Source organism: Sphingobacterium sp. ML3W (assembly GCF_029542085.1).
Taxonomy (GTDB): domain Bacteria; phylum Bacteroidota; class Bacteroidia; order Sphingobacteriales; family Sphingobacteriaceae; genus Sphingobacterium.
This window is the reverse complement of the sequence record NZ_CP107036.1, coordinates 6532856-6553094: the sequence shown is the minus strand read 5'-3', so window position 1 is coordinate 6553094 and position 20239 is coordinate 6532856. Positions and strand designations below refer to the sequence as shown.

The following is a 20239-nucleotide window of genomic DNA, read 5'->3' as shown; positions in this document are numbered from 1 at the left end:
TGATTGTGTGTTGAGCACAAAGAATCATACAGACCTAAATATGAAGTCTGACTGCTTGATAACTATTCAAAATGTATATGATCCATTCAGCAAAATGTTCCAAAAAAGTAGAGACTAATTAGTGAACAAGGGTGCTTTAAACAGCACCCTTTAAAAGAAGAAAGAAAGATGGAAAATAAAATCAAAGTCGGACAAAGCTTTGATGTAGTAGAGATATTACATTCAAGACCTAAGAATGAAAACAATTTTAAAATTGGTGGTCATACTCTATCACTTGGTAGAAATAACCAATATTTCTGCAATGGCATTTCAGGTGGAATAGAACACGGCGGATTTACAACTCTTGCTTTAAATGATCAACAAGTAAAGAAAATAGGCAAGCTAACAATCACTAAAGTAAAGTAGCCATGGAACCAAAAGACAAAGCGACAGAACTTGTAGAGAAATTTTACAGTACCTACAATGCGGAATTACTTGGACTTACCCATGCTCGTAAGGATGCTGTTGACAACGCCATTATAGCTGTTAAGGAAATAATCAAGGCAAATCCATATTACTTCTATCCACGTAGAAAGGTCACACGTGTATCTGATCACTCAACTAAGGATTACTGGCAATCAGTTCTCACCGAATTAAAATCAATGTAAATCATGAAATACGAAAAATATCTACAGGACATTGACAACGCATTAATGTCAATTATTGGACGTAAACTAAGCGAATCCAATAAGAAATTAGCAAGGAAGCTATATAATCAAAGATACACTGCACAGGATGCTGTGTCGGTTTTGTTAACTAAAATATAAAGAAAAATGGAATTCAAAGGGACAAAAGGAAATTGGCGTATGTGTATAAGCGATTATGGAGACTTGGTTTCTGATGTTAAACATCTTGATCCATCAAAACTTGTATGCCAAATATATAAACACAAATCTATTGAAGGCAGGGCAAATTCCTTACTAATCAGCAAAGCACCTGAAATGCTTGATATGCTACGGCATGTATTAGCGCTCGCTCAGTGTGGTAATATAGTTGAAGCCTACAAAGTCGAACAATTAATAGAATCAGCAACCACAATTTAAAACTTAAACAGATGAATAACTTAAATAAAGACACACATGTATTCTGCGAAGTATTCGACTTCTTCGGCACAATACAGGAGCTTTCAGAGCACATACATAACATAGGCGAGTACGACAACTACCGAGTAGTTACAGTTAAAATAGCCAACAAAGAGCCATTCGTTGACGTGGACGACAATTTTCTCATTGATATGGTTACTCGCGAAATCGAATATCAATCCGAATCAAATGAACGATCAAGTGAGTCTGGCGACGAAATTGAAAAAGTAATTGAACTTATCGTAAAGCATACTAGGGTCAACTACAAAGCTCTAATGGACGAAATGCCTGAGTTGTATTATGGCACTCGTTCGGAAATAACTATTGATTTGGATGACTTCGGGAAGGAGGTTTCAAGTGAATAAGAAAGGCGGAAAAAAGGAGGTTCCTATTTATGTCTACGATGAGAATGGTAAATACCTATTTGCATTTGCAAATCAGACAGAGTGCTTTAATTATTACGGTTTAAGTCAAGGTAATTTGTTCGGCGATAAACAATATCGCTTAATGCCTGATGGACATTATATAGCTAAATATAGAATCGGCCGTGACGGCCTTAGGGAAGCAATTTTGTTAGATAAAAACAAGTTTTGCAAAGTTTTAGATGGTGATTTTGGAGTTGAGATATTCAATATCAAAAATGAGAAAATTGGCGAGTTCAGAAGTTTCAGAGAACTTTTAGAAATATCCGATATACCAAAATCCACATTGACCGGATTATTCCACAAAAAGGGTGAAAAATATCTTAAAAAAGATCGCCCTATAATTATCAAAAGAAAGGACTATACCCATGAATAACAACGAAATAAAAAAGGCTCTTCATCCTTTCGATCGCTTGGAAGAATGGAGCAATAAATATGATTTCCAAGTACAAATTTACGATGGGGATTATAACATTTATGTTGAAAAAGATGGTGTAGACCTCTACAGCATTGGTGGTGAGAAAACTTTGAAAGATGCTGTCGATAGAATTATCGAATGGATTGAACGTGTCAACCGAAAAGTTTTGGTTACAGAGGATAAGGAGGTGCACGGTGAATAGGCAGATAAAATTCAGAGGTCTACGGACTGATGGTGAAGGGTGGCTATATGGGGATTTGTCACATGTTAATGAACAGGTATTAATTTCTCCAAAATGGGAATACCCTAATCAATGGGATAATGTAGATATGAACGTCATCCCCGAAACTGTCGGCCAGTTCACTGGATTAACGGATAAAAACGGAACAGAGATATATGAAGGCGATATTATATCCGGTGACGATTATCCTTTTATTGATGAAGGTAAGCAGAATTATGTTGGTGTAGTAGAATGGATTTTTGCAGGATTCCAGTATGTTTTGAAATGCGTTAATCCTGAAAAAAGAGGAATTTCAGACGGTGTAAATGACATAATTGAGGACAGCGGATGGATGGAAGTCATTGGAAATATTCATGAGGTATAATTATGAGACCAAAAATTCAAAAACCTATAACTTTTAAAAATAATTGTGGCTGTATAGTTAACACAAAGGTTTTGGAGAAGGCCATGATTTGGTATTGCAAATTCAAGACTTTAAAATCAGCTAAAACTATTTTTATGCATGGGAAATATCCAGCAGTAAGTTGCTATAACGATAAAATTCATGTTCACAGACTTATAATGTGTTACGTGTCTGGATATATTCTCCCGTCAAATTTATATGTACACCATAAGGATGGGAACAAGCTAAATTCTTCGATAGATAATCTAGAGATTATTAATGCATCATATCATCAATCAATTCATAATAATGGAAAGGTTCTATCTGATAATCATAAAAAATTAATTTCTGAAGCTATCAAGAAAAGAAGAGGTATTTCTACCAAGGAAAGGACAGATGTATCTGTCAAAAATGTTAACGAAATGTTTCAAAATGGCAATACGATAACCGATATATCTAGACACTTTTCTTGTGGATGGAGCACTATTAAAAGAATTATAAATAACACTACCAATGGATAAGTTAACACTAAAAGAAATCCTACCATATGTAGGCACTGGACTAAAGGTAATAGATACTTACGACGGAAATATCAAAGAGTTAATAGGTATTATATCTGAGGTGCAAGATGAATGTATGATATCTTGTAATGGAGTCATTTCAAATAGATATCTCGATGAGATTAAACCAATTTTCAAACCAATAGATTTTATTGAAACTGATAATTTTTCCGAGGTATCAAATATGGATGAATTAGAAAAATCTGCTCTAAAATCGTATGGTATTGATTCTGGAAGGCTTTCTTATAAAAACCTAAAGATTCTCTGTTCAATGCATATTGATATCTGCAAAACTATCCCCCGTGGTTTAGCTATTTCCACCGATACTTTAGGAAAGGAGGATAAAGACTATGAGCAGAATAATACCAGATCCTGTAAAAGCTGAAATATTTGAAAAGTATGCTCTTGGATATACAGTATCTAGGATATCTAAAATCTACAACAGGAACAGAAACAACTTAACAAAATTAATAAACCGTGAGTATCTAGGGAAAGTTAAAAACCCTGGAATACTCACTTTGGAAAGTAAAGTTTAGAAAGGAGAAAAGAAATGATACTAAGAAGAAATGGGAACAAGCAGCAATTGGCCCACTTAATATATCCACACTTTCCAGAGCACAAGATTTATATTGAGCCTTTTTTTGGAGCAGGTGGTATGTATTTCAATAAACCAAAAGTGAAGTACAATTTCTGTAATGATCTGGATGATGATGTTTTTAATCTATTTATGGTTGTTAAAAATAACCGTTCGGAATTGTATAGACAAATTGAATTAATGCCCATACATCAGAGTTTAATGAAGTTTTGGAAAAAAAATAATGAAGAAGATCCGATATGGAAAGCTATTCGGTTCCTATTTCTTTCAAATTTTACATATCTATCAAAAGGTTATAATATAAAGTTTACTGCAGATAATTCGAAGGATATTCTACTAAGTCGAATCGAGCCAACTTTTGAATTATTAAAGGATGTCAGATTTATGAATGTTGACTTTAGAAAAGTGATCAAGATGATATCCTTTGGTGACGAATCTGCATTATGTAAAAGGTCTGATTCTTTCATTTATTCAGATCCTCCCTACTATGAGACCGAAGGGTGGTATACTGAAAATAGTAACAAAGAAAATGATGTGATAGATCATTTTGACATGCTTTGCAATTCAGGAGTACGTTTTGCTATGAGCGAATTTGACAACGAATTTATTCTTGACAATGCTAGACAAAGAGGTTTAAATGTCATAACTATTGGTGAACGAAGAAACTTGAAAAATCGTAGGACTGAAATATTATTGACTAACTATGAATCTGAACGGCAAACCAAGTTATTCACTGATTAACTACCCCCCTCCCCCTAACCATATAGGGGGAGATAAAAGAAAGAATAATGAAGACACTAAAAGAAATTAAAGACGACGTATGTATCGATTACGGGTACTTCAACTATCAGTCAGCTGTAGAAGCTTTTAAAAATGGCACCTTAAAGGTGGTTATCTTCAACTCGATAGTAAATGAAATAGGAAGGTCTGTCGGTCGTGAAGCATTAAAGAATGCAGCAGAAAATGTCGAACTAAAGGAATCAATCCCCCATAGTGCAATCTATGACACTATTGACAAAGAATCTATTCTTTCAGAAACTAATATACCCGAACTATGAAAAGACTAAAGTGTATTCAAAAATGCCTAGACAGCGAAGGCAAAAAGATAATGGATTTTACAAAAGGGAAAGTCTATTTGGCTGATAAGTCTTATGATCCTCCTGGATGGGAAGTTTGTGACGACAAAGGTAACGATCAATATTTTTACGATTTAACAATAATGTTTAAGGAGCTATGACCCACCTAAAATGCCCATGGTGCGGATGTAATTTCAAAGTTGCATCCGCTAAAGGAAAAGACGAAAGTTACAGGAAGTGCGCGAGTTGTGGCGAGCAGCTGCGGATAGTGTATGATGTAACTGGTACTCCTTATTTAGACAACGGAATTTATTAACATCAAATTTTAACTATATGAAATACAAAAAAACTAAAATAGAGATAGGTAAACATAATATACAACTTGGGACTTACCCTATTTATGTTGAACATATTTATAATGGACATGAGCCATTCAAAGTTGTAGGAATTAAAGAAGACCAATTGGAACTTGAAGGAGACTATTCTGGAATAGGGTTGGTTATTCAAAGAGACTGGATAAAAAAAGAAGATTGTTTCTTTGTTAGTACAGTGTGTGTAGAACAGTTGAAACCAAACGGTTGCCAAATTCATAATGTAAATTGTTGTGGAGGCGGATCATTATTAACAAAACATATTGATAAATACTGGGAAAACTTAGTCAATTAAATCCAACTATGAAACTCTCCAAACCCCAAAGAGAAGCACTCCGACTAAAGTATTCGGGGCGCTTGTTAAAACCAACTATATGGAAAACATAAACTACATTCAAGGAAAGCAATATCCTTATGGATTCAAGGACTGGTTAAGAAAATGCGCATTCAATCTACAGGATAGATACGGATGCTTTCCTGAAACACCTAGGGCGTGCTCTTGGTTAAGATTAGATCCCGAGTCATGGCTCCCGTTATTCAACGAAGGGTTAAGCCCCTTTGATGCAGTAAACTTGAATATGAAAGCATAGTAACAGTTCGCAAATTCCAAATACTTGAATAATACTGAATCCCATATCATTATTACTATTTTATTTTTAATTTTAAAACATGAACAAGAGTTTTGAAGAGAGAGTAATACAGATGCTTCTTGAGGGTAAATCACAGCCTGAGATATCTCAGGAACTCAAAAAGATTTCATTCAAACCAAATAGCTTGTCATCTATTGAAAAGTTCCTAAATCGTCTTAAAAAGCAAAACAACGCTAACACATACTTTCAGCTAGGGGCAATAATAGCTCTTAAAAAATATATCAGAAAAAAAGCCTAGACTAACAACCTAGGTTTTTACAACCGGATCAACCCAATATACTACGTGATCTGTCAAATTAAGCACATCCATTGGCGATACATTACATTCGATTAGATCTTCCAATCCATCACCGATAATAAACTGAAGATCTCCAGTTGGCACAATCGACCCACACAAGATACTACCAACATCAAGCACGTATAGATCAGATGTAAGCATGTTAACCCGGTTCCTGTCAATCCAAGCTCGCAGCTCGTCCTTGGTCATTTGCTTTACCCGGCCTGCTACGTCCTGAGCTTCCTCAAGCTCGCTAGTGGCAATATCAGGCAATTCACTTGATAGAAAAGCTTCGTACTTATCCCATTTGCCAAAGCGTATTGCTTCATTCCTAAGAAATAACTTCCTACCATATTCCCCTACCTCATCATAATATTTTTGTCCTTCTATCATATCTAGTTCTTTTTGGTTCCAAGTAAGTAAATCCTCCAACACAAATACTCCTGTTTCTTCTTCGTCTAGTTCCTGGAGATATTCAAACACCTCCTGAACAAAGATGGGCCGTCCGTTCTCTAGCACGTTATACCCTAAACAAATGTAGTCGAGTACTTGTTCTCTTGTCATAGAAATGCTACTTTTAAATTCAAATATAAGTAAATATGTGTTATCATACTTCGGCCCCCAGCAACGCTCAATTGGTTAAAGAGTTTAAAAACCTTCAGGTCAATTACCAACAGGACGAAATATTCCATGTCAGCGGATTCACTCGGCCATATCTTCCAGTTACGCTCAATGCTGATCCAGGATCAATTGTCCCTGCCCGATGGAAACTTATACCTTTTTGGGTAAAAACCGAAGATGACGCGGACAAGTACGCGAACACATTAAACGCTGAATCGGGGTCCATATTTGAAAAGGCATCGTATAAAAACTACATCGGTAAAACCCGCGGTCTTCTTTATGTCAATGGCTTTTATGAGCCGCACAAGGTCTCCGGGCAGAAAGACACTGAGAACTATTACATCTATACTCCATCTAAGGAATTATTCACTCTGGGTATTGTCTACAGTGATTTCAAAGACTACGAAACTAATAACATCTACCCGACTTTCTCCGTGATCACAACTAAAGCCAATCCCTTATTGGAAGAAATCCATAACGAGAAAAAGCGAATGCCTTTAATCATTCCGCCATCCAGTAGAGACGCATGGCTATCTGCTTCCAAAAAAGAAGACATTCAACAGCTAATGATCCCTTATGAAGGTGAACTATCCGCACACAAAGTATTCCGTGTGACTGGGGCCAAAGGTGACACCAACCGCCCAGATATCCAAGACGCTATTTAGTTTTAAAGCTGGCATTGTACGATTCAAGCTTTCTCATGATCTCCTGTAGCTCAGCATTTGCTTTGGCTACCCACTCCGAGCGTTGGCGTATTGCGGCCATTGGGTTCATAATCTGAAAATCTTCTCGGTTATTCTTGCCCCTAGGACTTTGTTGGTAAATTCTTTCCCAATTTTCCATGAACTCATCTGGGGTGTAAAAACGTCTTGTTGACTTATGATATATCCATGCACCACTAAGCTTAGCATCATTGTATAACGACGATACCACACTTGGAATCTCTTTCTTTTTATTTAGCCACCCTGGTTCCATGAAAACAAAGTTAAAATTCTTCTTGACATTTTGCTAATATTGTTAGTAATTTTACTTTATGAAACCACTTGAAGTTCATTGTAGAAATCGTGTTTTGTTCGTTAAAATGAGCATAGAGGATAAGGGTATGGGCATGCGAGATTATCACCTATATGATAAGAATGGTCTTTCGTTTTATGTATTCAGAAAGTCTCAAGGCGAATGGGAACTTGCATACGGCGTCCTTGCTGATGATGTTCGGGAGGCTTGTATTGATGCACTCATTCTTAGGTACGATCACGACTCGCCGGAACTGTTCTACAAGGATGGGAAACGAAATGTTGTTCGCATAAGCGCAAAAAAGGGTGGCATTTGGCATGTTTATGTAAATACAACATATGTTGCTTCAATCCAATATGATGAGTACGCGAAAAAATTTGAATATTATTTGGAAGCTGAGATACCCCTAACAGTAGAACACATTGAAAAATATATAGGGATGATCCAGCGCGGGGAAATTAAGTGGGTTCGTGAGAGATGAAGAGTATAATGTTCCGGTGCTTGATTGATGGTTGCATGGAGTATGTTGATATATCGCGGCTGTATGGCGGTGGCTCGTTTCAGGTAATGATCAACAATTTTTTCATAACCTCAATCACCAAAAATAAGGGCGAATGGGATATGAAATGCAACAATGAAAGCTGGATAACAACCGATGAACTTACTATTTTTATGGATCACTTCGATGCTGAGATTGTGTTTGAGGAAGAGATATAAAGGCCGGGCATCATAACACCCAGCCTTTACTATTTTTACTCGTTTCCAGCATATATTACTTCACTATCAATTACTAGATCAGAGCTTTTTATCAATCTAGCAAGTTCCTCTGGGGTAGTACCTCCAGGAGTAAAGAACTCAAACCACACTAATCCATTATCACTTGGATTATATTGAAATCCTGGGATTAACTGATTAATTGCCTTAATAGTATCTTGAAATTTAGCATCTGTATGGTCTAGAGTTATGCTAACATTAAGTTTTGTATACTTATCCTTACTTACAGACATCGATGTTATTAAATCTAATAATTCTTGCTCGAATGCTTTATCTTCCAAATTTAAACTTCTTACTTCATCTTCATATTGGACGATATCTGTATAAGACTTAATGGGAGATCTGTATAACATGTTTGTAAAAAATGTCTTAAATTGATCTTGAAGGGTTTTAACTTTTTGTTCGTTTGAGTTTTCCATAAAATTTTAGTTATTTAATCCCCAAGTTACTAAAATAAAATAACTCCTATATTAAAAATCAAGCAATTTAAACTTGCCATAATAATAAGGCTTCAAGTCTCCTGTGGCAGTGTTATACATGTAACTTGTTCCTACCTTAACCTTACCAATTTTTACACCTACATCAGCTCCAATATGCGCATGCCCATCATACATCACAATAGAGCTTCCTTCTACTTTAAATTTGGGCTCTTTTGCTTCGATTTTAATCCGTTTCACTCCGTTTATTGTAGCTCGTGGATCATTTATCCAAAAATCTATATAATGTTTCTTGGGCGCTAAAAAGTGGTTACGTTTCCAGTATTCGGCGTAATTAATATCAGCATTGTATTTAAAATTAAAATGACCATTATTAGCGGTATCTTTCGATATCACATACTCTATATTAGCCCATTTATCCTCATAACGAAAAGAAGTATCTGTACGGACCGCTTTCAATAGTTTACCTTCCAATTTAGCGCTATATGATATCCAGTGCTCTAATTGCTTTTCTTTGATACCAAGCAATGCATTAACACTGTCTAATTTCTTTCTTGAATTTGTGTCTAGTTGAGCGACAGACTTAATAACATTTTCCTTATCGGACATTACTGTATGCTCAAAACCTTCCCTGTCCATTTTAGTGACTATATTTTTCACCTCCGCATTTACCAGCTCTTTAGCTGCCGGCTCAATACCTGATTCTTTGTTCCCTCGGCTAGTAACAAGTAAATAGGTCAGCACTATGACCAATACGATCAAAAGTGCTGTAAAAATCTTATTTCTCATATTTCAATGAATCAATTACTAAATCCCTGTTCTTGATCTGTGCATCTTTATACATAACAGCTTTTGTATAGTCATCTACCTGTTTTTCCAGTTTATCCACTCGCTCACGCAGATAATCAACTTGCTCCATACACTCCCTGCTACGATCGTCATTTGTACTGAAAAGCTTGTTGACGAATGTTGTCAATAGCACAGTTACGAAAAATACCACAAAAGCAAGTGGATACTTATTGATGGTTCTAACTCTTTTGTCTTCTGATTCCTCTTCCATTATAAAATCACATAATCATTACCATTACCGTCTACTCTCCTTTTTTTGCCAATCAATGTTTGCCAGGTGTTGCCAAAGGTCTTTTCAAAGTGAGGATAGTCTTTAAACGACTTCCAATCCCCACCCCATGACCAACCTTTGGACTTGAAGAAATTAACCACTCGTATAAAATTATTGTCAAGATCCCAACTAGCTGTCTCAAATGTTCCGTTACCATCCTTATCATAAAGGATGACGATATCGAACGCTAGCCCGTAATTATGGATAGATTGTCCCCCTTTGGCATTTGTAACCTTGGGACGTTGCTTATACAAAGCATCCTGTTCTTTAAATGTTCGGAGTGTCTGAGCAAAACGAAGCCTAACGCCTTTAGGAAGGATCGTGTTAATTTGCAGATACAATTCCCTTACTTCTGCCCTGATACTTGGATGCAATAGCCTTATTCTTAATAAGGTTATTGGATCTGCCCATTGTAGTCTTTTATCTTCCATCATACGATTTCGATTAATTTAGTCGCCCCCAATTCATCCACAACTCCTATAAATGTGATTTTTGTACTATCCAACAGGAATGTATGTGACTTTGATAATGTATTGGAATATAGAAGCGCCGACATGTTGTATATCGTATCTGCTGTACTCATCAATACTGCCCTTACATTCTTATTTACCGTAACAGTGACATTCGATCCGATCTTAGAATAACTGGCCGAAATAACAGTTGTATCATAAAATTCTCCTTGCCCTTCCTGAATAACAAGACATTTTATCCCTGCGTAGGCTTCATAGAAAGACAATTCAACAATGTATTTATCAGATCCTAAACTGAGTATCTTGCCATAGCTTGTTTTAATCGTTTTACCCGCTAGGAATGTTCCTGTTAAGTCAATTTCTATAGACAAAGGAGTTTTAAGCATAGTAAGTAAAACATCATCAGATAACCCGTTGGTGACAGTATTTAAATCGTTCCACTCCAAAGTAATCTGAATCCTATCACCTAAATTAGTTGCAACAGCTCGTTTAGTCAATTGGCGAAACCAAAAGTATTCAGCCAAATCACCAAAGCCGGATATCCAGCAATCTTTTCGATAGTCCATAGCATCAAGGTGCTCACCTATAGTTTTAAATAGGTCTTCAAGCATCTGATTGCTTCCTGCGCTATGATGGTGGGAAAAATCAGTATAGGCCCCACGGTTATTATAGGCTTCAGTAATCTTGTTTCTAACTAAATTATTAGCAGCCTCCTTAGCCCCAGGAGTAGAAGATATATAAGAATCTACCCACCTTGTTGTAATAGATCTATTTACTTGATTTGTTCTACTTAATGGCAAATCGTTCCCTAAAGGTGTCTCGTCAAATTTTGAATTACCATAATAGAAATATGCATTATTAGGATTAGATTGTCTGCCCATTAAATAGAGCTGTTTGTATACTTCTGGGCTCATATTTCTCCCATTCCGATAAGAAAACACACTGCAGGATTTTATGCCTAATGAATCTACCCAATCTGTTTGCCTAGATTTTATACCTTTGAGTTCTGACAAATTGCTAAGCCCTGAAACCCCATTAACTACATCGTACCCATACTTACCACCCGATATATCATAAAGCTGTTGCCCATGGTTAGGATAGAGTGTTGGCTTTGAATCTCCAGCAGTAACATTAAAATAAGTAGCACCTAAACTAGTCCATACTGAACCTATATGATCAGGAATTAACTCATCAACACCAGTGACAGGATTAATCCACTTATCCGTACTGAAATAATGCTGCAATTCCACAATTCCTGATCCGCACATATTCACATAATCAATATTTGCTATAGAATTTGCACCACCAGGATTATAACTATTGCTGAACATGGTATACTTCATCCCATATTTGAATGATTGATACATCTGAAAATTAGCATATTGTTTGCCCGGTTCTGTATCAACAGGGTAATTAAGCCCTGAGTCTGTATTTTGCTGAATGGCGAACCTTTTACCATATCTGTAATCACATATTTTACAGTCAAAATCTTTTCTTGGAAAAATCGTAGTCAACATATCCTAAACTCCCCTTGTCTTGTTGAAATAATTACCATTACCATCAGGAAACACATATTCATCACCAACTTGAACAGTAGTAGGCGAAACTTCATCCCATACTGGACGTTCAAATCTTGCACCAGCACCTGTAATGAATGCAAACCTGACACTATCTGTTGTGTTTAATGATTGATCAAAAGTATTGCCGCCACTTCCGCTGCTACCTGCCAAAGGATATCCTTTGATTTTGTCAATCTTCTCTTCCTGGAAAGGTTGATATGGAAGTAGAGTCGCTCCCTTATTAACCATAACACTTGGATTAGAAATATTACTTCTCATAATAGTTATGTAAAGTATATTCCCATTAGCTGGCTTTAAAACTGTTTTAGGTAAATTTCCTGTATTATAGCTGCCACCATAAAGTATTTTAGTAGTACCATTATACCAGGCACAATGACCAGTCGAAATAGTAATGTTGCCGAATGTTATCTCCTGTCCCACATCAAATTTAGATGTATCAATCTTGATCATTTCCCAACCTGAACCTGTCTGGATATTACCTGCTGAATCTATATATGATCCTGCGATTTTATTTGCTGGATTGGCAATGTTTACGCTCTCAGTAAATGTAAAATCATCTTCTGATATCTTTTCGACAACTTCCGTCTGTAGGGAGGAAATATTGGTTTCCGCATCGTACAGCCTTGGCTCCATGCCATCATGTTTAACAACAAATTCTATAGCAAATTCAATGTCATGCACAGCCATATTTGCAGTTGCACCTACTACAGGAACAGAAGTAGACGGATACCTACAAGCTGCCCCTGTCCTTATGATTCGATAAGGCAATGCCCCCCCCGCAATTAATCTTGCCCCAGGTAACCACCCCTGTTTAGTTGTTATATTATTGAAATGGGTGCCATCTACAAAAGTGTTAACCCCAACAGTGGTGCAATCAAGTGTTACCTCAACCATATTACGAAGCGTCTTTAATGATGCGCCTGTGGGTGTCTCATCCTGGAATAGGTTAACCCTGATCTGACCGATCTTACTTGCCCTGACATTGATCTTTTCAATAGCGCCTGAATACAAAGATCCGTTAAGTATGTTTACATCTACATATTCATTTGTATCAGTTATTGTATATGTCTCTATTGCTGCACTTAATCCAAAATTACTCTCACCACCGTTTATAGCTTTATCTAGTGGCTGAATAGCCTTATAAGTTTTATCACCATTAGGAGCTTTAGTTTCTCCTAATGCTATATTGCCATCAGCTGTGGCCTGCGGCAAAGCCACACTGCTTCCTAAGCTCCAGGTGGTGCCGTCTTTGTATAGAATACCTAGCTGTCCTGTAGGGACCACAACATTACTTTGCCCTGCTCGGGTATAGGTTCCTTCTGGCACAATTGAATAGCCTACTCCTGATGCAGATGGAAGGGCTGTACCAGTTATATTAACGTATGCCGCTTGGTCATATTCTATAAAATATGGTAGTTCACTAAACTTCTTTTCGCCGTTGCCAACTTTGACATTAACGCCTTGATCAAGTGTATTTACTACCCAAGCAGGTTCGCCTGGACCTAATATTAAATCATTAGCATTCCAATTGGCTTCACTGTCTACCTTCCACCACACGCGCGCTTTAATTATTTCATCAGCCATTTCCATATTATACGTATTTAATGTTTGTATTATTAATTCGACGTCCTACCAGTTTTGCAGATAAGGTTGTCCTTTTTATACCTAATGATTCTGCAGCTTCACTTATGGTGTCATAGTATATACCAAAGGACATATCTAGTATCTCTTTGCCATCTCGCTTTGTTCGAGAATTATTTGCTTTTCCTTCGAATCTTATTTTCCAAGTTTTACCCAACATAGCCTCTCTTCTTTTTTCAATAACATGATCGGGTATTATCATTCCTAATCTAGATTCCCCCATTTTTGCAGAGGATGATTTACTTACTTTAAATCCTTTTTTACCCCCTGTTTGACTATTTAATCCATGTTCAGATTCAAATGTATTGTAGAACCTTATGTAATGCCTTTCTAAATCAGAAAACAAAGATTCATTATACTCGCCTTCAAATAATATCTCCTTCTCTATTCTATCCCATCCCCATTTTTTTATTTCAATGCACATTAATCCTTGATCCATAGTCGATTTATATTTCCAATACCTTTTAACTAAGTTTTTAGTCTTACCTATATAAATCATATTATCAGGGGTCGTAAGTTTGTAAATGTGTCCTATTGCCATCTTACTATGTATTACTTAAAATTGTATCATTACTACCATATCTCTTTTCTGTTAGGAAAGGACTGCCATCTTCGCACTCCAATGCCGTAACATTTACTATTCCAGTTTCAATATTATATCTGCTGTTTAAGGGTAGGAACTTTTTGCCCTCTATTCCATAAATCGTATTTACTTTCCACTCATCTCCTCGTACCAATAAATCACCTTGGAAAACTTCTCTTGGCACATACCTAAGCCTCATGATAGCATTAGCCGTCATACCAGTTAGTGATCCGGTATACTTACCATCAGTAAACTTGTACTCTTTATTGCTGTCGTAGAAATTTGACATTATATTGGAAAGCATGAAACCGGTAAAAGAACTACTTATATTCAGCGATTTCTTTTCTATGTTCGTTTTTTTAACGGTTTCTAATGATGATTTAAATACCTCGTTGTTTTGTTCAAATCTGAAATAGGCGTCATCTAATACATATTCCTGCCCAGGTTTAACAAAAAATTGAATATTCATCAATCCGTTATTCCCATCTAAACTTGGCCCCATGTCTGGAAGTAATATTTCGCTATTACCCCCTTTACCTGAAAAAACTACTGTAGCTATGTCATTAATTTTGAGACTGTCTACCGAAATGTTTATCTTTTTAATTGATTCAAGTGTTTTGCCCGTTTTAACATAGTTTTCAGGTACATCCGACACATCATATATCCCTAAAGCTTTATATTGAGCCCCAGCACCATATTCTTGGCTATTAGGTATCTCATTCAAAAATCTGGTTAATGCCTCTTCTGGAGTAGTTAAAGTGTCAAATGTGAATGGATGATTCTCTACAACTCCATTTCTAAGAAAACTGATTTCGACTGTATCTCCAGGATTAAAAAAAAGCGTACTTGAAAAAATAACTTTTAAATATGATTTCGCTGGTAAGTCCCATCCTAATGTGAATTTCTGTACTATAGTAGCAGTATCCTCATTCCACCAATAACCGAATTCATTAAGGTACCATGTTTTATTATTAAATATGAATGAAACTGATATCTTCAATGGATTGGTGTTCCAATCAATAAATCCTGTTTGGTTATTGAATGTGAAACCGAATAATGGCATGAAGGTAAACCCAAGTAAAAATCTTTTAAAAAGTATATTTGAATCTACAGGAATGTTATCAATCAAAGTAAAAACAGCTTCTATATTATTTTCAGTATAATTTGTTAAATCAGCAGCTAAACCAGGCCTATCACTTAAGGAAGGATGATTTTTTACCAAAGGAGGAACGCCTTCGGTTATTGGTTGAAAGTACCAGTTTATTGGATCACCTTGGAACCACTTGTCAAAACCTCCATTTGGTAAATTATTTTCTGCTTGACTATAATCATAGGTAACCTCCATGTCTGTCAAACTAGGCTTAATCATCATAACCTGATTTTCATTGACAAAAGAATATTCTTTGTTGACATCTGAAATTCCTGTAGTTAAGGTTGGTACACCTTGCCCATCAAAAGCCGTATTAATTTCTTTCCATGGATAAACACCTGTAAAAACGTTATTTATCCTTTCTATTAACCATTTACCGTCCCACTGGTAAATATGCATTTGGAATGCCAACAATATTCCAGACAACACATACATGCATGACCTGTTATTTTCATTAAGATCCTTCCATGCATCCCCTAGTGATCCCCAACCAGTATTTCCAGCAAATCCATCATCATTATGAAAAACTGATTCAACAGCTGATGTCCAACGAATAGGGAATATAATACCTAAATGCCTATAATGAAAAAGAATTTCCCTAACATAAGCTAAAGGGCATATAACACTCATTCCATCAACCAATGGGTCATGTCGAAGTCCGTTAAAAGGTATTGTATTTAACAACTGTAACCCATCAGTAGCTGTCAAAGAAACTGTATAAGGATTTGGAGACATCAATCTTTGAATACCATCGGGTAAAATGTACCCAGACCATTTTAAAGTGTCTCCTTTATACAATTTAAGTCTACCTTCTAAATCCGATAGTAACTGAAGTTCTCGTAGATCTACTTCGCCGTTCTTATTATAAAATTGAATTGTTACCGAACTTGACCAAATTGGCTCATATGGATCTTCACTAGATGCTCCATAATCTATCGCACAAAAAGTTCTTCCAACACCTACTAGTTCGATTGGCTCTCCATTATAAGAAGGTAAGTCAATATCTACTTTCCACAGTGCATTTGCATCATCCTTAAATGGTATGGTATATTTTACTGCCATTAGAATACTCCCCTTCCTTGAGCTAAATTTTCCCTGTCAATTACTGTTTTTAATTTTCTTCCTTCAATCTCAAATACTATATCCCCAAACTCATTACGTTCAACACCTGTTACAATACCTTGATTTGTGGCTTGACCTGTAATAGATGATGTAAAAGCTAATGCCTGTTGACGTTCTAACAACATATTTGTCCTTTTTTGCTCTAATAATTGCTGTTCTTCTAATTCTCGCTGTTTGTTAGCTTTATTTGCACTTAAAATACCACCAACAGCTCCTAAAACCGCTCCTACTGCAGCACCTATAGGTGCCAAAGGACCAGATATCGCAGCACCCAACAGTGCACCACTTCCTGCACCTGCAAGCGCTCCACCTAAAGCTTGACCAGAGACAGATGTTTTAGGTGTAAGCTTTGTCACAGCACCTCCTAGTAGAGAGGCTAAAGAACCATACCCCAACATCTTGTTATCTCCTTTAAATAGGTTTTTAAGTTGTGAAAAATCTCCTGTACTAGCTCCTTCACTGACAGCTCCTGTTAGTATGCCTCCTCCTAGATTTCCAAAGCTGTTAGCAAGACCAATGAAAATATTTGATATCCCATTATTAATCTGTTTTTCAAGACGCATCATTTTATTTAATGCAGCGATCTGATCAGAGCTAGCATCTTTTCTTAGTTTTGCATACTTTTCTTCTAGGTCATACATTGACTGGAAGGAGTCTACAACATCTTTTGATAGGCTTGACAAAGAAGAGGACACACTTCTTCTAAATTGATTTTTAACATTTCTACTTAATTCAGATGTTGCTAAATTGGAGGCATCAGTGACTATCTCTAGGCTATTTATCATATTGATACCTTTGGTACTAAGACCATTTTTGTTCAGTATGTCATAAATTTGATTGTAGAAATCTTCAATCTGTTTAAGCCGTTTATCTAGCTCCTCTTTAACCTGGGAAACACCTTGACCTGACTTAAATGGCTTTTCTTCGATCTTTATTATTTTTTCTTGAAGTTTAGACACATCATCCAATGCTATTCCATCCCATTTCTTATTTACTTGAGCCATAGATGAGCGTCTAAGTTCTTCTACTTGTTCGGCTGAAATACCATACTTTTCAGCATTAGCCAACACACTATCCCAGTAAATTTTGTCTGCCTGAAGATCTTTTTCCCGGGATGATGTTCTTGTCATACCAGCCACTTGGTAAAGCTGATTCAGTTTATTCTCCCGGGCCTCTGCAAAGTTTATGGCGTTTTGTGATATCTCGGATTCTTTTGCCTTTAATATTTCAGCCCTTTCATTAGCTGCGGCTAAAGTGATCTTATTGATCGCATCCTGGTTACCTTTCTTCTTTAATATCCCTTGTTTTTCAATAGTATCAACAGTATTTATCATCTGTTGATACTTGTTTTCAGTGGCTTTTTGAATTTTGTCAAGACCTTCCAATGAGAGCAAGTTTCCTGAATCTGTTTTATTATCAAATACACCTGAAATCCTAGTTACTAAGGCATCGAGAGATTCGGCTTGTTTAGCCTGTTGTGACACTATCTTTCTAGATGAAGTCTTTTTAAGACCTTTTTCAAGATCAGCTAATTCCTTTTTATACTTGTTTGTTTCCTGAATATTAGCCTGTATATCCTCCTTCGTTTTTAGAAAGGGTCTATCTTTGTTTAATTGACTAAGCTTGTCTTTAACAGCACTTATTAAACCGACCTGATTTTCCGACACTGTTTCAAGGCTTTTCAATTCCTTTTTAAGCAAGTTCGCTTCTGATACGTTTTTAGCTATATCCTCTTTGGTTTTAAGGAATGGTCTTTTAGACTCTAGATCACCAATTTTACGTGTAAGTTCGCTGATGAGCCCAGTTTGTTTCTCAGTGAGCACTCCGTTTTGAATCGCAACATCATTATACTCCTGAATCTTCTTTTTGGCATCATCACTTGATTTTATAAAATCCTTTGTCTTATTATTGGTATCTGTATATTTTCGGCCTAGATCATTGATAATAGTATTTAGTTGAGTTATAGCCAAAGAATTGTCCTTTTGAACCTTGAAACTAACACCATTAACCTTAATTGTCTGGCCTAAAAATTTAGCGTAATCTTTTTCCAATATATTCTTAGTAGCTAACGCTCTGTTGTATTCGTGTAATTCCTTTCTAGCTTCTTTTTCTGATGATTGACCAGCAACAACATTTTTCACATAATCTTCTGTTGCTGACGCACCTAATTTCTTTGCAGCTTCTGCAATCCCTACTCGGACAATACTATCTCTCAATTTATCGTATGCCCTAGCACCTTCTTCTGCTAAAATTGCTTCTCTAGATAGGTTGTTAAATACATTTGGATAAAGTTTCTGCAATTCTTCAACAGCTAAATTTTGCTGTTGTCGGGTAGAAGTACCAGACTGGATAACCCCATATAGATAATTAAGTTGAGTCAATTCTTTTGAATAGTTAGACGCAGCTTCAGCACTCGCTCTAGATACACTATCTAAAGTTTTTATTTGGTCATCAATAGTAGTTTTAGTTTCTTTAGTGGCTTTATTAGCTTTTTGTTGCCACATTGTATAAGCGGTCCAACCAGCTGTAGCTAATGATATACCTAATGTAGCTAAGTTTATAGGAGACACAATAGATCCTAAAGCTCCTTTAAGCAATGTCATATTTGATACAGTTTTGCCATTTTCGGCAGCTGCTGATCTTACCTGCATTGAATATTGCTTCCAATTTTCGGAAAGTTGCTGTAAGTTGTTTCCGATACCTATCATCCCAAATGGGGCATCCTGAATGATTCGATTAAACTCTAAAGCGACACCATTTGCATTTTTTAAAGCACTCGCATAGTTACCTACATTCCGTTGGTTATTTCCTAATTGAGCATCAAAGTTTTTTAATCTTGTATTTAAATCATTGTACTGCTTTATTTTTGATTCAATCTCTGGATCTGCGCCTATAAAACCGCCTGCAGCAGACTTAATGGCTCTACCTAAGTTTGTTAATTTACGTTGTGCTTCATCGTATGATCCGGCATATGTACTAGTGTTTTTTGCATTTTCTTTATTAGCTTTTGCTAATTCGGCAATGGCCTGCTTGGCTTGCTGGGTAGCTGTACGGGATTTCTCGGTTTCTAGCCTTTGGGATTCGGTTGCAGCTTTAGCATTATCTATAGCAACTTTACTGTCGACTAATTCTTTTTTCTTTTGCTCTAAGGATGATTTGCTTTGCTCAACAGCTTTCTGCTCTTCTAATAGCGCTTGTTTATACGTTTCTGTCGCTTGTCTCGACTCTTCTGTTCGTAGTTTTACATTGTTAAGCGACTCAGATAAAGAACCTTTCAATGCAGCACCAAAATCAATAGCCGCTTTTCGAGATTCCTCTGTTGCAACTTTAGCATCTTGCAAGGACTTAGTCCCTTGGTTAATAGTTTCCTGTGACAGTGATTGGCCAATATTTACACTTGATATACTCGATAATGCAGAGGAAAGACCATTTACACCAGTAGTGGCCGAACTTAGTGCTATTCCTACGTTTTGAAGATGTTTTGTAAGAGATTCAAAACTTACTCCATTCATAACTCCCTCTAATTTTTCTAAAGAGGTAGTCAATCCTGCCGTTTGTTTTTCTCCTGCAGCAAAACCTTTGGTTCTAAATTCTATATCAAGTGTAGCCATTTT

General features: G+C 36.4%; 27 protein-coding genes. 16 read left to right on the top strand and 11 right to left on the bottom strand.

Going from position 1 to position 20239, the window contains the following annotated elements; all coding sequences use genetic code 11:
* Positions 1-168: 168 nt before the first annotated feature.
* The 13 genes from OGI71_RS27090 (at position 169) to OGI71_RS27030 (ending at position 6074) form a co-directional block, all read left to right on the top strand.
* Positions 169-405 carry a hypothetical protein gene (locus OGI71_RS27090; RefSeq protein ID WP_282253295.1) on the top strand — a complete coding sequence of 79 codons (237 nt, stop codon included), beginning with the start codon at positions 169-171 and terminating at the stop codon, positions 403-405.
* Positions 406-407: 2 nt separating this feature from the next.
* On the top strand, positions 408-647 hold the full coding sequence (locus tag OGI71_RS27085; protein WP_282253294.1) for a hypothetical protein: 240 nt from the start codon (positions 408-410) through the stop codon (positions 645-647).
* 165 nt (positions 648-812) lie between these two features.
* The gene (locus tag OGI71_RS27080; RefSeq protein ID WP_282253293.1) at positions 813-1082 is read left to right on the top strand and encodes a hypothetical protein; all 270 of its coding nucleotides are present in this window, start codon (positions 813-815) and stop codon (positions 1080-1082) included.
* A gap of 11 nt (positions 1083-1093) precedes the next feature.
* On the top strand, positions 1094-1486 hold the full coding sequence (locus tag OGI71_RS27075) for a hypothetical protein (RefSeq protein WP_282253292.1): 393 nt from the start codon (positions 1094-1096) through the stop codon (positions 1484-1486).
* Positions 1479-1919 (top strand): hypothetical protein, encoded by a 441-nt coding sequence (locus OGI71_RS27070; RefSeq protein ID WP_282253291.1) that lies wholly within the window; start codon positions 1479-1481, stop codon positions 1917-1919. Before OGI71_RS27075 ends, OGI71_RS27070 begins: the two co-directional genes overlap by 8 nt.
* A complete protein-coding gene (locus tag OGI71_RS27065) occupies positions 1912-2163 on the top strand; it encodes a hypothetical protein (RefSeq protein ID WP_282253290.1) in 252 nt (83 codons plus the stop codon). Before OGI71_RS27070 ends, OGI71_RS27065 begins: the two co-directional genes overlap by 8 nt.
* The gene (locus tag OGI71_RS27060; protein ID WP_282253289.1) at positions 2156-2566 is read left to right on the top strand and encodes a YopX family protein; all 411 of its coding nucleotides are present in this window, start codon (positions 2156-2158) and stop codon (positions 2564-2566) included. The genes OGI71_RS27065 and OGI71_RS27060 overlap by 8 nt, the downstream gene beginning before the upstream one ends.
* Before the next feature lie 2 nt (positions 2567-2568).
* Positions 2569-3105, top strand: coding sequence for an HNH endonuclease (locus OGI71_RS27055; RefSeq protein ID WP_282253288.1), 537 nt, complete (start codon positions 2569-2571; stop codon positions 3103-3105).
* On the top strand, positions 3098-3529 hold the full coding sequence (locus OGI71_RS27050) for a hypothetical protein (RefSeq protein ID WP_282253287.1): 432 nt from the start codon (positions 3098-3100) through the stop codon (positions 3527-3529). Before OGI71_RS27055 ends, OGI71_RS27050 begins: the two co-directional genes overlap by 8 nt.
* Before the next feature lie 165 nt (positions 3530-3694).
* Positions 3695-4480: a DNA adenine methylase gene (locus tag OGI71_RS27045; RefSeq protein ID WP_282253286.1), complete on the top strand. Its 786-nt coding sequence runs from the start codon at positions 3695-3697 to the stop codon at positions 4478-4480.
* A 47-nt stretch (positions 4481-4527) separates the two neighbouring features.
* Positions 4528-4797, top strand: a complete 270-nt coding sequence (locus OGI71_RS27040) for a hypothetical protein (RefSeq protein ID WP_282253285.1) — start codon at positions 4528-4530, stop codon at positions 4795-4797.
* Positions 4798-5148: 351 nt separating this feature from the next.
* Positions 5149-5481, top strand: coding sequence for a hypothetical protein (locus tag OGI71_RS27035; RefSeq protein WP_282253284.1), 333 nt, complete (start codon positions 5149-5151; stop codon positions 5479-5481).
* A gap of 374 nt (positions 5482-5855) precedes the next feature.
* On the top strand, positions 5856-6074 hold the full coding sequence (locus OGI71_RS27030; protein ID WP_282253283.1) for a hypothetical protein: 219 nt from the start codon (positions 5856-5858) through the stop codon (positions 6072-6074).
* Positions 6075-6083: 9 nt separating this feature from the next.
* Here the strand turns inward: OGI71_RS27030 and OGI71_RS27025 are convergent, their stop codons facing one another.
* Positions 6084-6677: a hypothetical protein gene (locus OGI71_RS27025; RefSeq protein WP_282253282.1), complete on the bottom strand. Its 594-nt coding sequence runs from the start codon at positions 6675-6677 to the stop codon at positions 6084-6086.
* 35 nt (positions 6678-6712) lie between these two features.
* Here OGI71_RS27025 and OGI71_RS27020 point away from each other — a divergent pair, with 35 nt between their 5' ends.
* Positions 6713-7399, top strand: coding sequence for an SOS response-associated peptidase family protein (locus OGI71_RS27020; RefSeq protein WP_282253281.1), 687 nt, complete (start codon positions 6713-6715; stop codon positions 7397-7399).
* On the opposite strand, the gene OGI71_RS27015 is transcribed toward OGI71_RS27020, so the two are convergent.
* The gene (locus OGI71_RS27015; protein ID WP_282253280.1) at positions 7392-7709 is read right to left on the bottom strand and encodes a hypothetical protein; all 318 of its coding nucleotides are present in this window, start codon (positions 7707-7709) and stop codon (positions 7392-7394) included. The genes OGI71_RS27020 and OGI71_RS27015 overlap by 8 nt on opposite strands.
* Positions 7710-7767: 58 nt before the next feature.
* On the opposite strand from OGI71_RS27015, the gene OGI71_RS27010 reads away from it, so the two are divergent.
* The gene (locus tag OGI71_RS27010) at positions 7768-8229 is read left to right on the top strand and encodes a hypothetical protein (protein WP_282253279.1); all 462 of its coding nucleotides are present in this window, start codon (positions 7768-7770) and stop codon (positions 8227-8229) included.
* Complete coding sequence (locus OGI71_RS27005; protein ID WP_282253278.1) at positions 8226-8465, top strand: hypothetical protein; 240 nt, start codon at positions 8226-8228, stop codon at positions 8463-8465. The genes OGI71_RS27010 and OGI71_RS27005 overlap by 4 nt, the downstream gene beginning before the upstream one ends.
* A 35-nt stretch (positions 8466-8500) precedes the next feature.
* Here OGI71_RS27005 and OGI71_RS27000 read toward each other — a convergent pair whose 3' ends face one another.
* From OGI71_RS27000 to OGI71_RS26960, 9 genes are read right to left on the bottom strand one after another with little or no spacing between them, the layout of a single operon-like run.
* A complete protein-coding gene (locus tag OGI71_RS27000; RefSeq protein WP_282253277.1) occupies positions 8501-8941 on the bottom strand; it encodes a hypothetical protein in 441 nt (146 codons plus the stop codon).
* A gap of 51 nt (positions 8942-8992) precedes the next feature.
* Complete coding sequence (locus OGI71_RS26995) at positions 8993-9748, bottom strand: hypothetical protein (RefSeq protein WP_282253276.1); 756 nt, start codon at positions 9746-9748, stop codon at positions 8993-8995.
* A complete protein-coding gene (locus tag OGI71_RS26990; RefSeq protein ID WP_282253275.1) occupies positions 9738-10019 on the bottom strand; it encodes a hypothetical protein in 282 nt (93 codons plus the stop codon). The genes OGI71_RS26995 and OGI71_RS26990 overlap by 11 nt, the downstream gene beginning before the upstream one ends.
* On the bottom strand, positions 10019-10513 hold the full coding sequence (locus OGI71_RS26985) for a M15 family metallopeptidase (RefSeq protein WP_282253274.1): 495 nt from the start codon (positions 10511-10513) through the stop codon (positions 10019-10021). The genes OGI71_RS26990 and OGI71_RS26985 overlap by 1 nt, the downstream gene beginning before the upstream one ends.
* Positions 10510-12066 carry a hypothetical protein gene (locus tag OGI71_RS26980; RefSeq protein ID WP_282253273.1) on the bottom strand — a complete coding sequence of 519 codons (1557 nt, stop codon included), beginning with the start codon at positions 12064-12066 and terminating at the stop codon, positions 10510-10512. Before OGI71_RS26980 ends, OGI71_RS26985 begins: the two co-directional genes overlap by 4 nt.
* A gap of 3 nt (positions 12067-12069) precedes the next feature.
* Entirely contained in the window at positions 12070-13686 is a 1617-nt protein-coding gene (locus OGI71_RS26975) for a hypothetical protein (RefSeq protein ID WP_282253272.1), read from the bottom strand.
* A gap of 34 nt (positions 13687-13720) precedes the next feature.
* Positions 13721-14311, bottom strand: coding sequence for a GIY-YIG nuclease family protein (locus tag OGI71_RS26970; RefSeq protein WP_282253271.1), 591 nt, complete (start codon positions 14309-14311; stop codon positions 13721-13723).
* A 4-nt stretch (positions 14312-14315) separates the two neighbouring features.
* A complete protein-coding gene (locus tag OGI71_RS26965) occupies positions 14316-16565 on the bottom strand; it encodes a hypothetical protein (protein ID WP_282253270.1) in 2250 nt (749 codons plus the stop codon).
* The gene (locus OGI71_RS26960; protein WP_282253269.1) at positions 16565-20236 is read right to left on the bottom strand and encodes a hypothetical protein; all 3672 of its coding nucleotides are present in this window, start codon (positions 20234-20236) and stop codon (positions 16565-16567) included. The genes OGI71_RS26965 and OGI71_RS26960 overlap by 1 nt, the downstream gene beginning before the upstream one ends.
* Positions 20237-20239 lie beyond the last annotated feature (3 nt).

Bases quoted from the DNA above. Each gene is read 5' to 3' on its own strand.
- OGI71_RS27090 (WP_282253295.1), top strand. From the start codon at position 169: ATGGAAAATAAAATCAAAGTCGGACAAAGCTTTGATGTAGTAGAGATA.
- OGI71_RS27085 (WP_282253294.1), top strand. From the start codon at position 408: ATGGAACCAAAAGACAAAGCGACAGAACTTGTAGAGAAATTTTACAGT.
- OGI71_RS27080 (WP_282253293.1), top strand. From the start codon at position 813: ATGGAATTCAAAGGGACAAAAGGAAATTGGCGTATGTGTATAAGCGAT.
- OGI71_RS27075 (WP_282253292.1), top strand. From the start codon at position 1,094: ATGAATAACTTAAATAAAGACACACATGTATTCTGCGAAGTATTCGAC.
- OGI71_RS27065 (WP_282253290.1), top strand. From the start codon at position 1,912: ATGAATAACAACGAAATAAAAAAGGCTCTTCATCCTTTCGATCGCTTG.
- OGI71_RS27055 (WP_282253288.1), top strand. From the start codon at position 2,569: ATGAGACCAAAAATTCAAAAACCTATAACTTTTAAAAATAATTGTGGC.
- OGI71_RS27050 (WP_282253287.1), top strand. From the start codon at position 3,098: ATGGATAAGTTAACACTAAAAGAAATCCTACCATATGTAGGCACTGGA.
- OGI71_RS27045 (WP_282253286.1), top strand. From the start codon at position 3,695: ATGATACTAAGAAGAAATGGGAACAAGCAGCAATTGGCCCACTTAATA.
- OGI71_RS27040 (WP_282253285.1), top strand. From the start codon at position 4,528: ATGAAGACACTAAAAGAAATTAAAGACGACGTATGTATCGATTACGGG.
- OGI71_RS27035 (WP_282253284.1), top strand. From the start codon at position 5,149: ATGAAATACAAAAAAACTAAAATAGAGATAGGTAAACATAATATACAA.
- OGI71_RS27030 (WP_282253283.1), top strand. From the start codon at position 5,856: ATGAACAAGAGTTTTGAAGAGAGAGTAATACAGATGCTTCTTGAGGGT.
- OGI71_RS27025 (WP_282253282.1), bottom strand. From the start codon at position 6,677: ATGACAAGAGAACAAGTACTCGACTACATTTGTTTAGGGTATAACGTG.
- OGI71_RS27020 (WP_282253281.1), top strand. From the start codon at position 6,713: ATGTGTTATCATACTTCGGCCCCCAGCAACGCTCAATTGGTTAAAGAG.
- OGI71_RS27015 (WP_282253280.1), bottom strand. From the start codon at position 7,709: ATGGAACCAGGGTGGCTAAATAAAAAGAAAGAGATTCCAAGTGTGGTA.
- OGI71_RS27010 (WP_282253279.1), top strand. From the start codon at position 7,768: ATGAAACCACTTGAAGTTCATTGTAGAAATCGTGTTTTGTTCGTTAAA.
- OGI71_RS27005 (WP_282253278.1), top strand. From the start codon at position 8,226: ATGAAGAGTATAATGTTCCGGTGCTTGATTGATGGTTGCATGGAGTAT.
- OGI71_RS27000 (WP_282253277.1), bottom strand. From the start codon at position 8,941: ATGGAAAACTCAAACGAACAAAAAGTTAAAACCCTTCAAGATCAATTT.
- OGI71_RS26995 (WP_282253276.1), bottom strand. From the start codon at position 9,748: ATGAGAAATAAGATTTTTACAGCACTTTTGATCGTATTGGTCATAGTG.
- OGI71_RS26990 (WP_282253275.1), bottom strand. From the start codon at position 10,019: ATGGAAGAGGAATCAGAAGACAAAAGAGTTAGAACCATCAATAAGTAT.
- OGI71_RS26985 (WP_282253274.1), bottom strand. From the start codon at position 10,513: ATGATGGAAGATAAAAGACTACAATGGGCAGATCCAATAACCTTATTA.
- OGI71_RS26980 (WP_282253273.1), bottom strand. From the start codon at position 12,066: ATGTTGACTACGATTTTTCCAAGAAAAGATTTTGACTGTAAAATATGT.
- OGI71_RS26970 (WP_282253271.1), bottom strand. From the start codon at position 14,311: ATGGCAATAGGACACATTTACAAACTTACGACCCCTGATAATATGATT.
- OGI71_RS26965 (WP_282253270.1), bottom strand. From the start codon at position 16,565: ATGGCAGTAAAATATACCATACCATTTAAGGATGATGCAAATGCACTG.
- OGI71_RS26960 (WP_282253269.1), bottom strand. From the start codon at position 20,236: ATGGCTACACTTGATATAGAATTTAGAACCAAAGGTTTTGCTGCAGGA.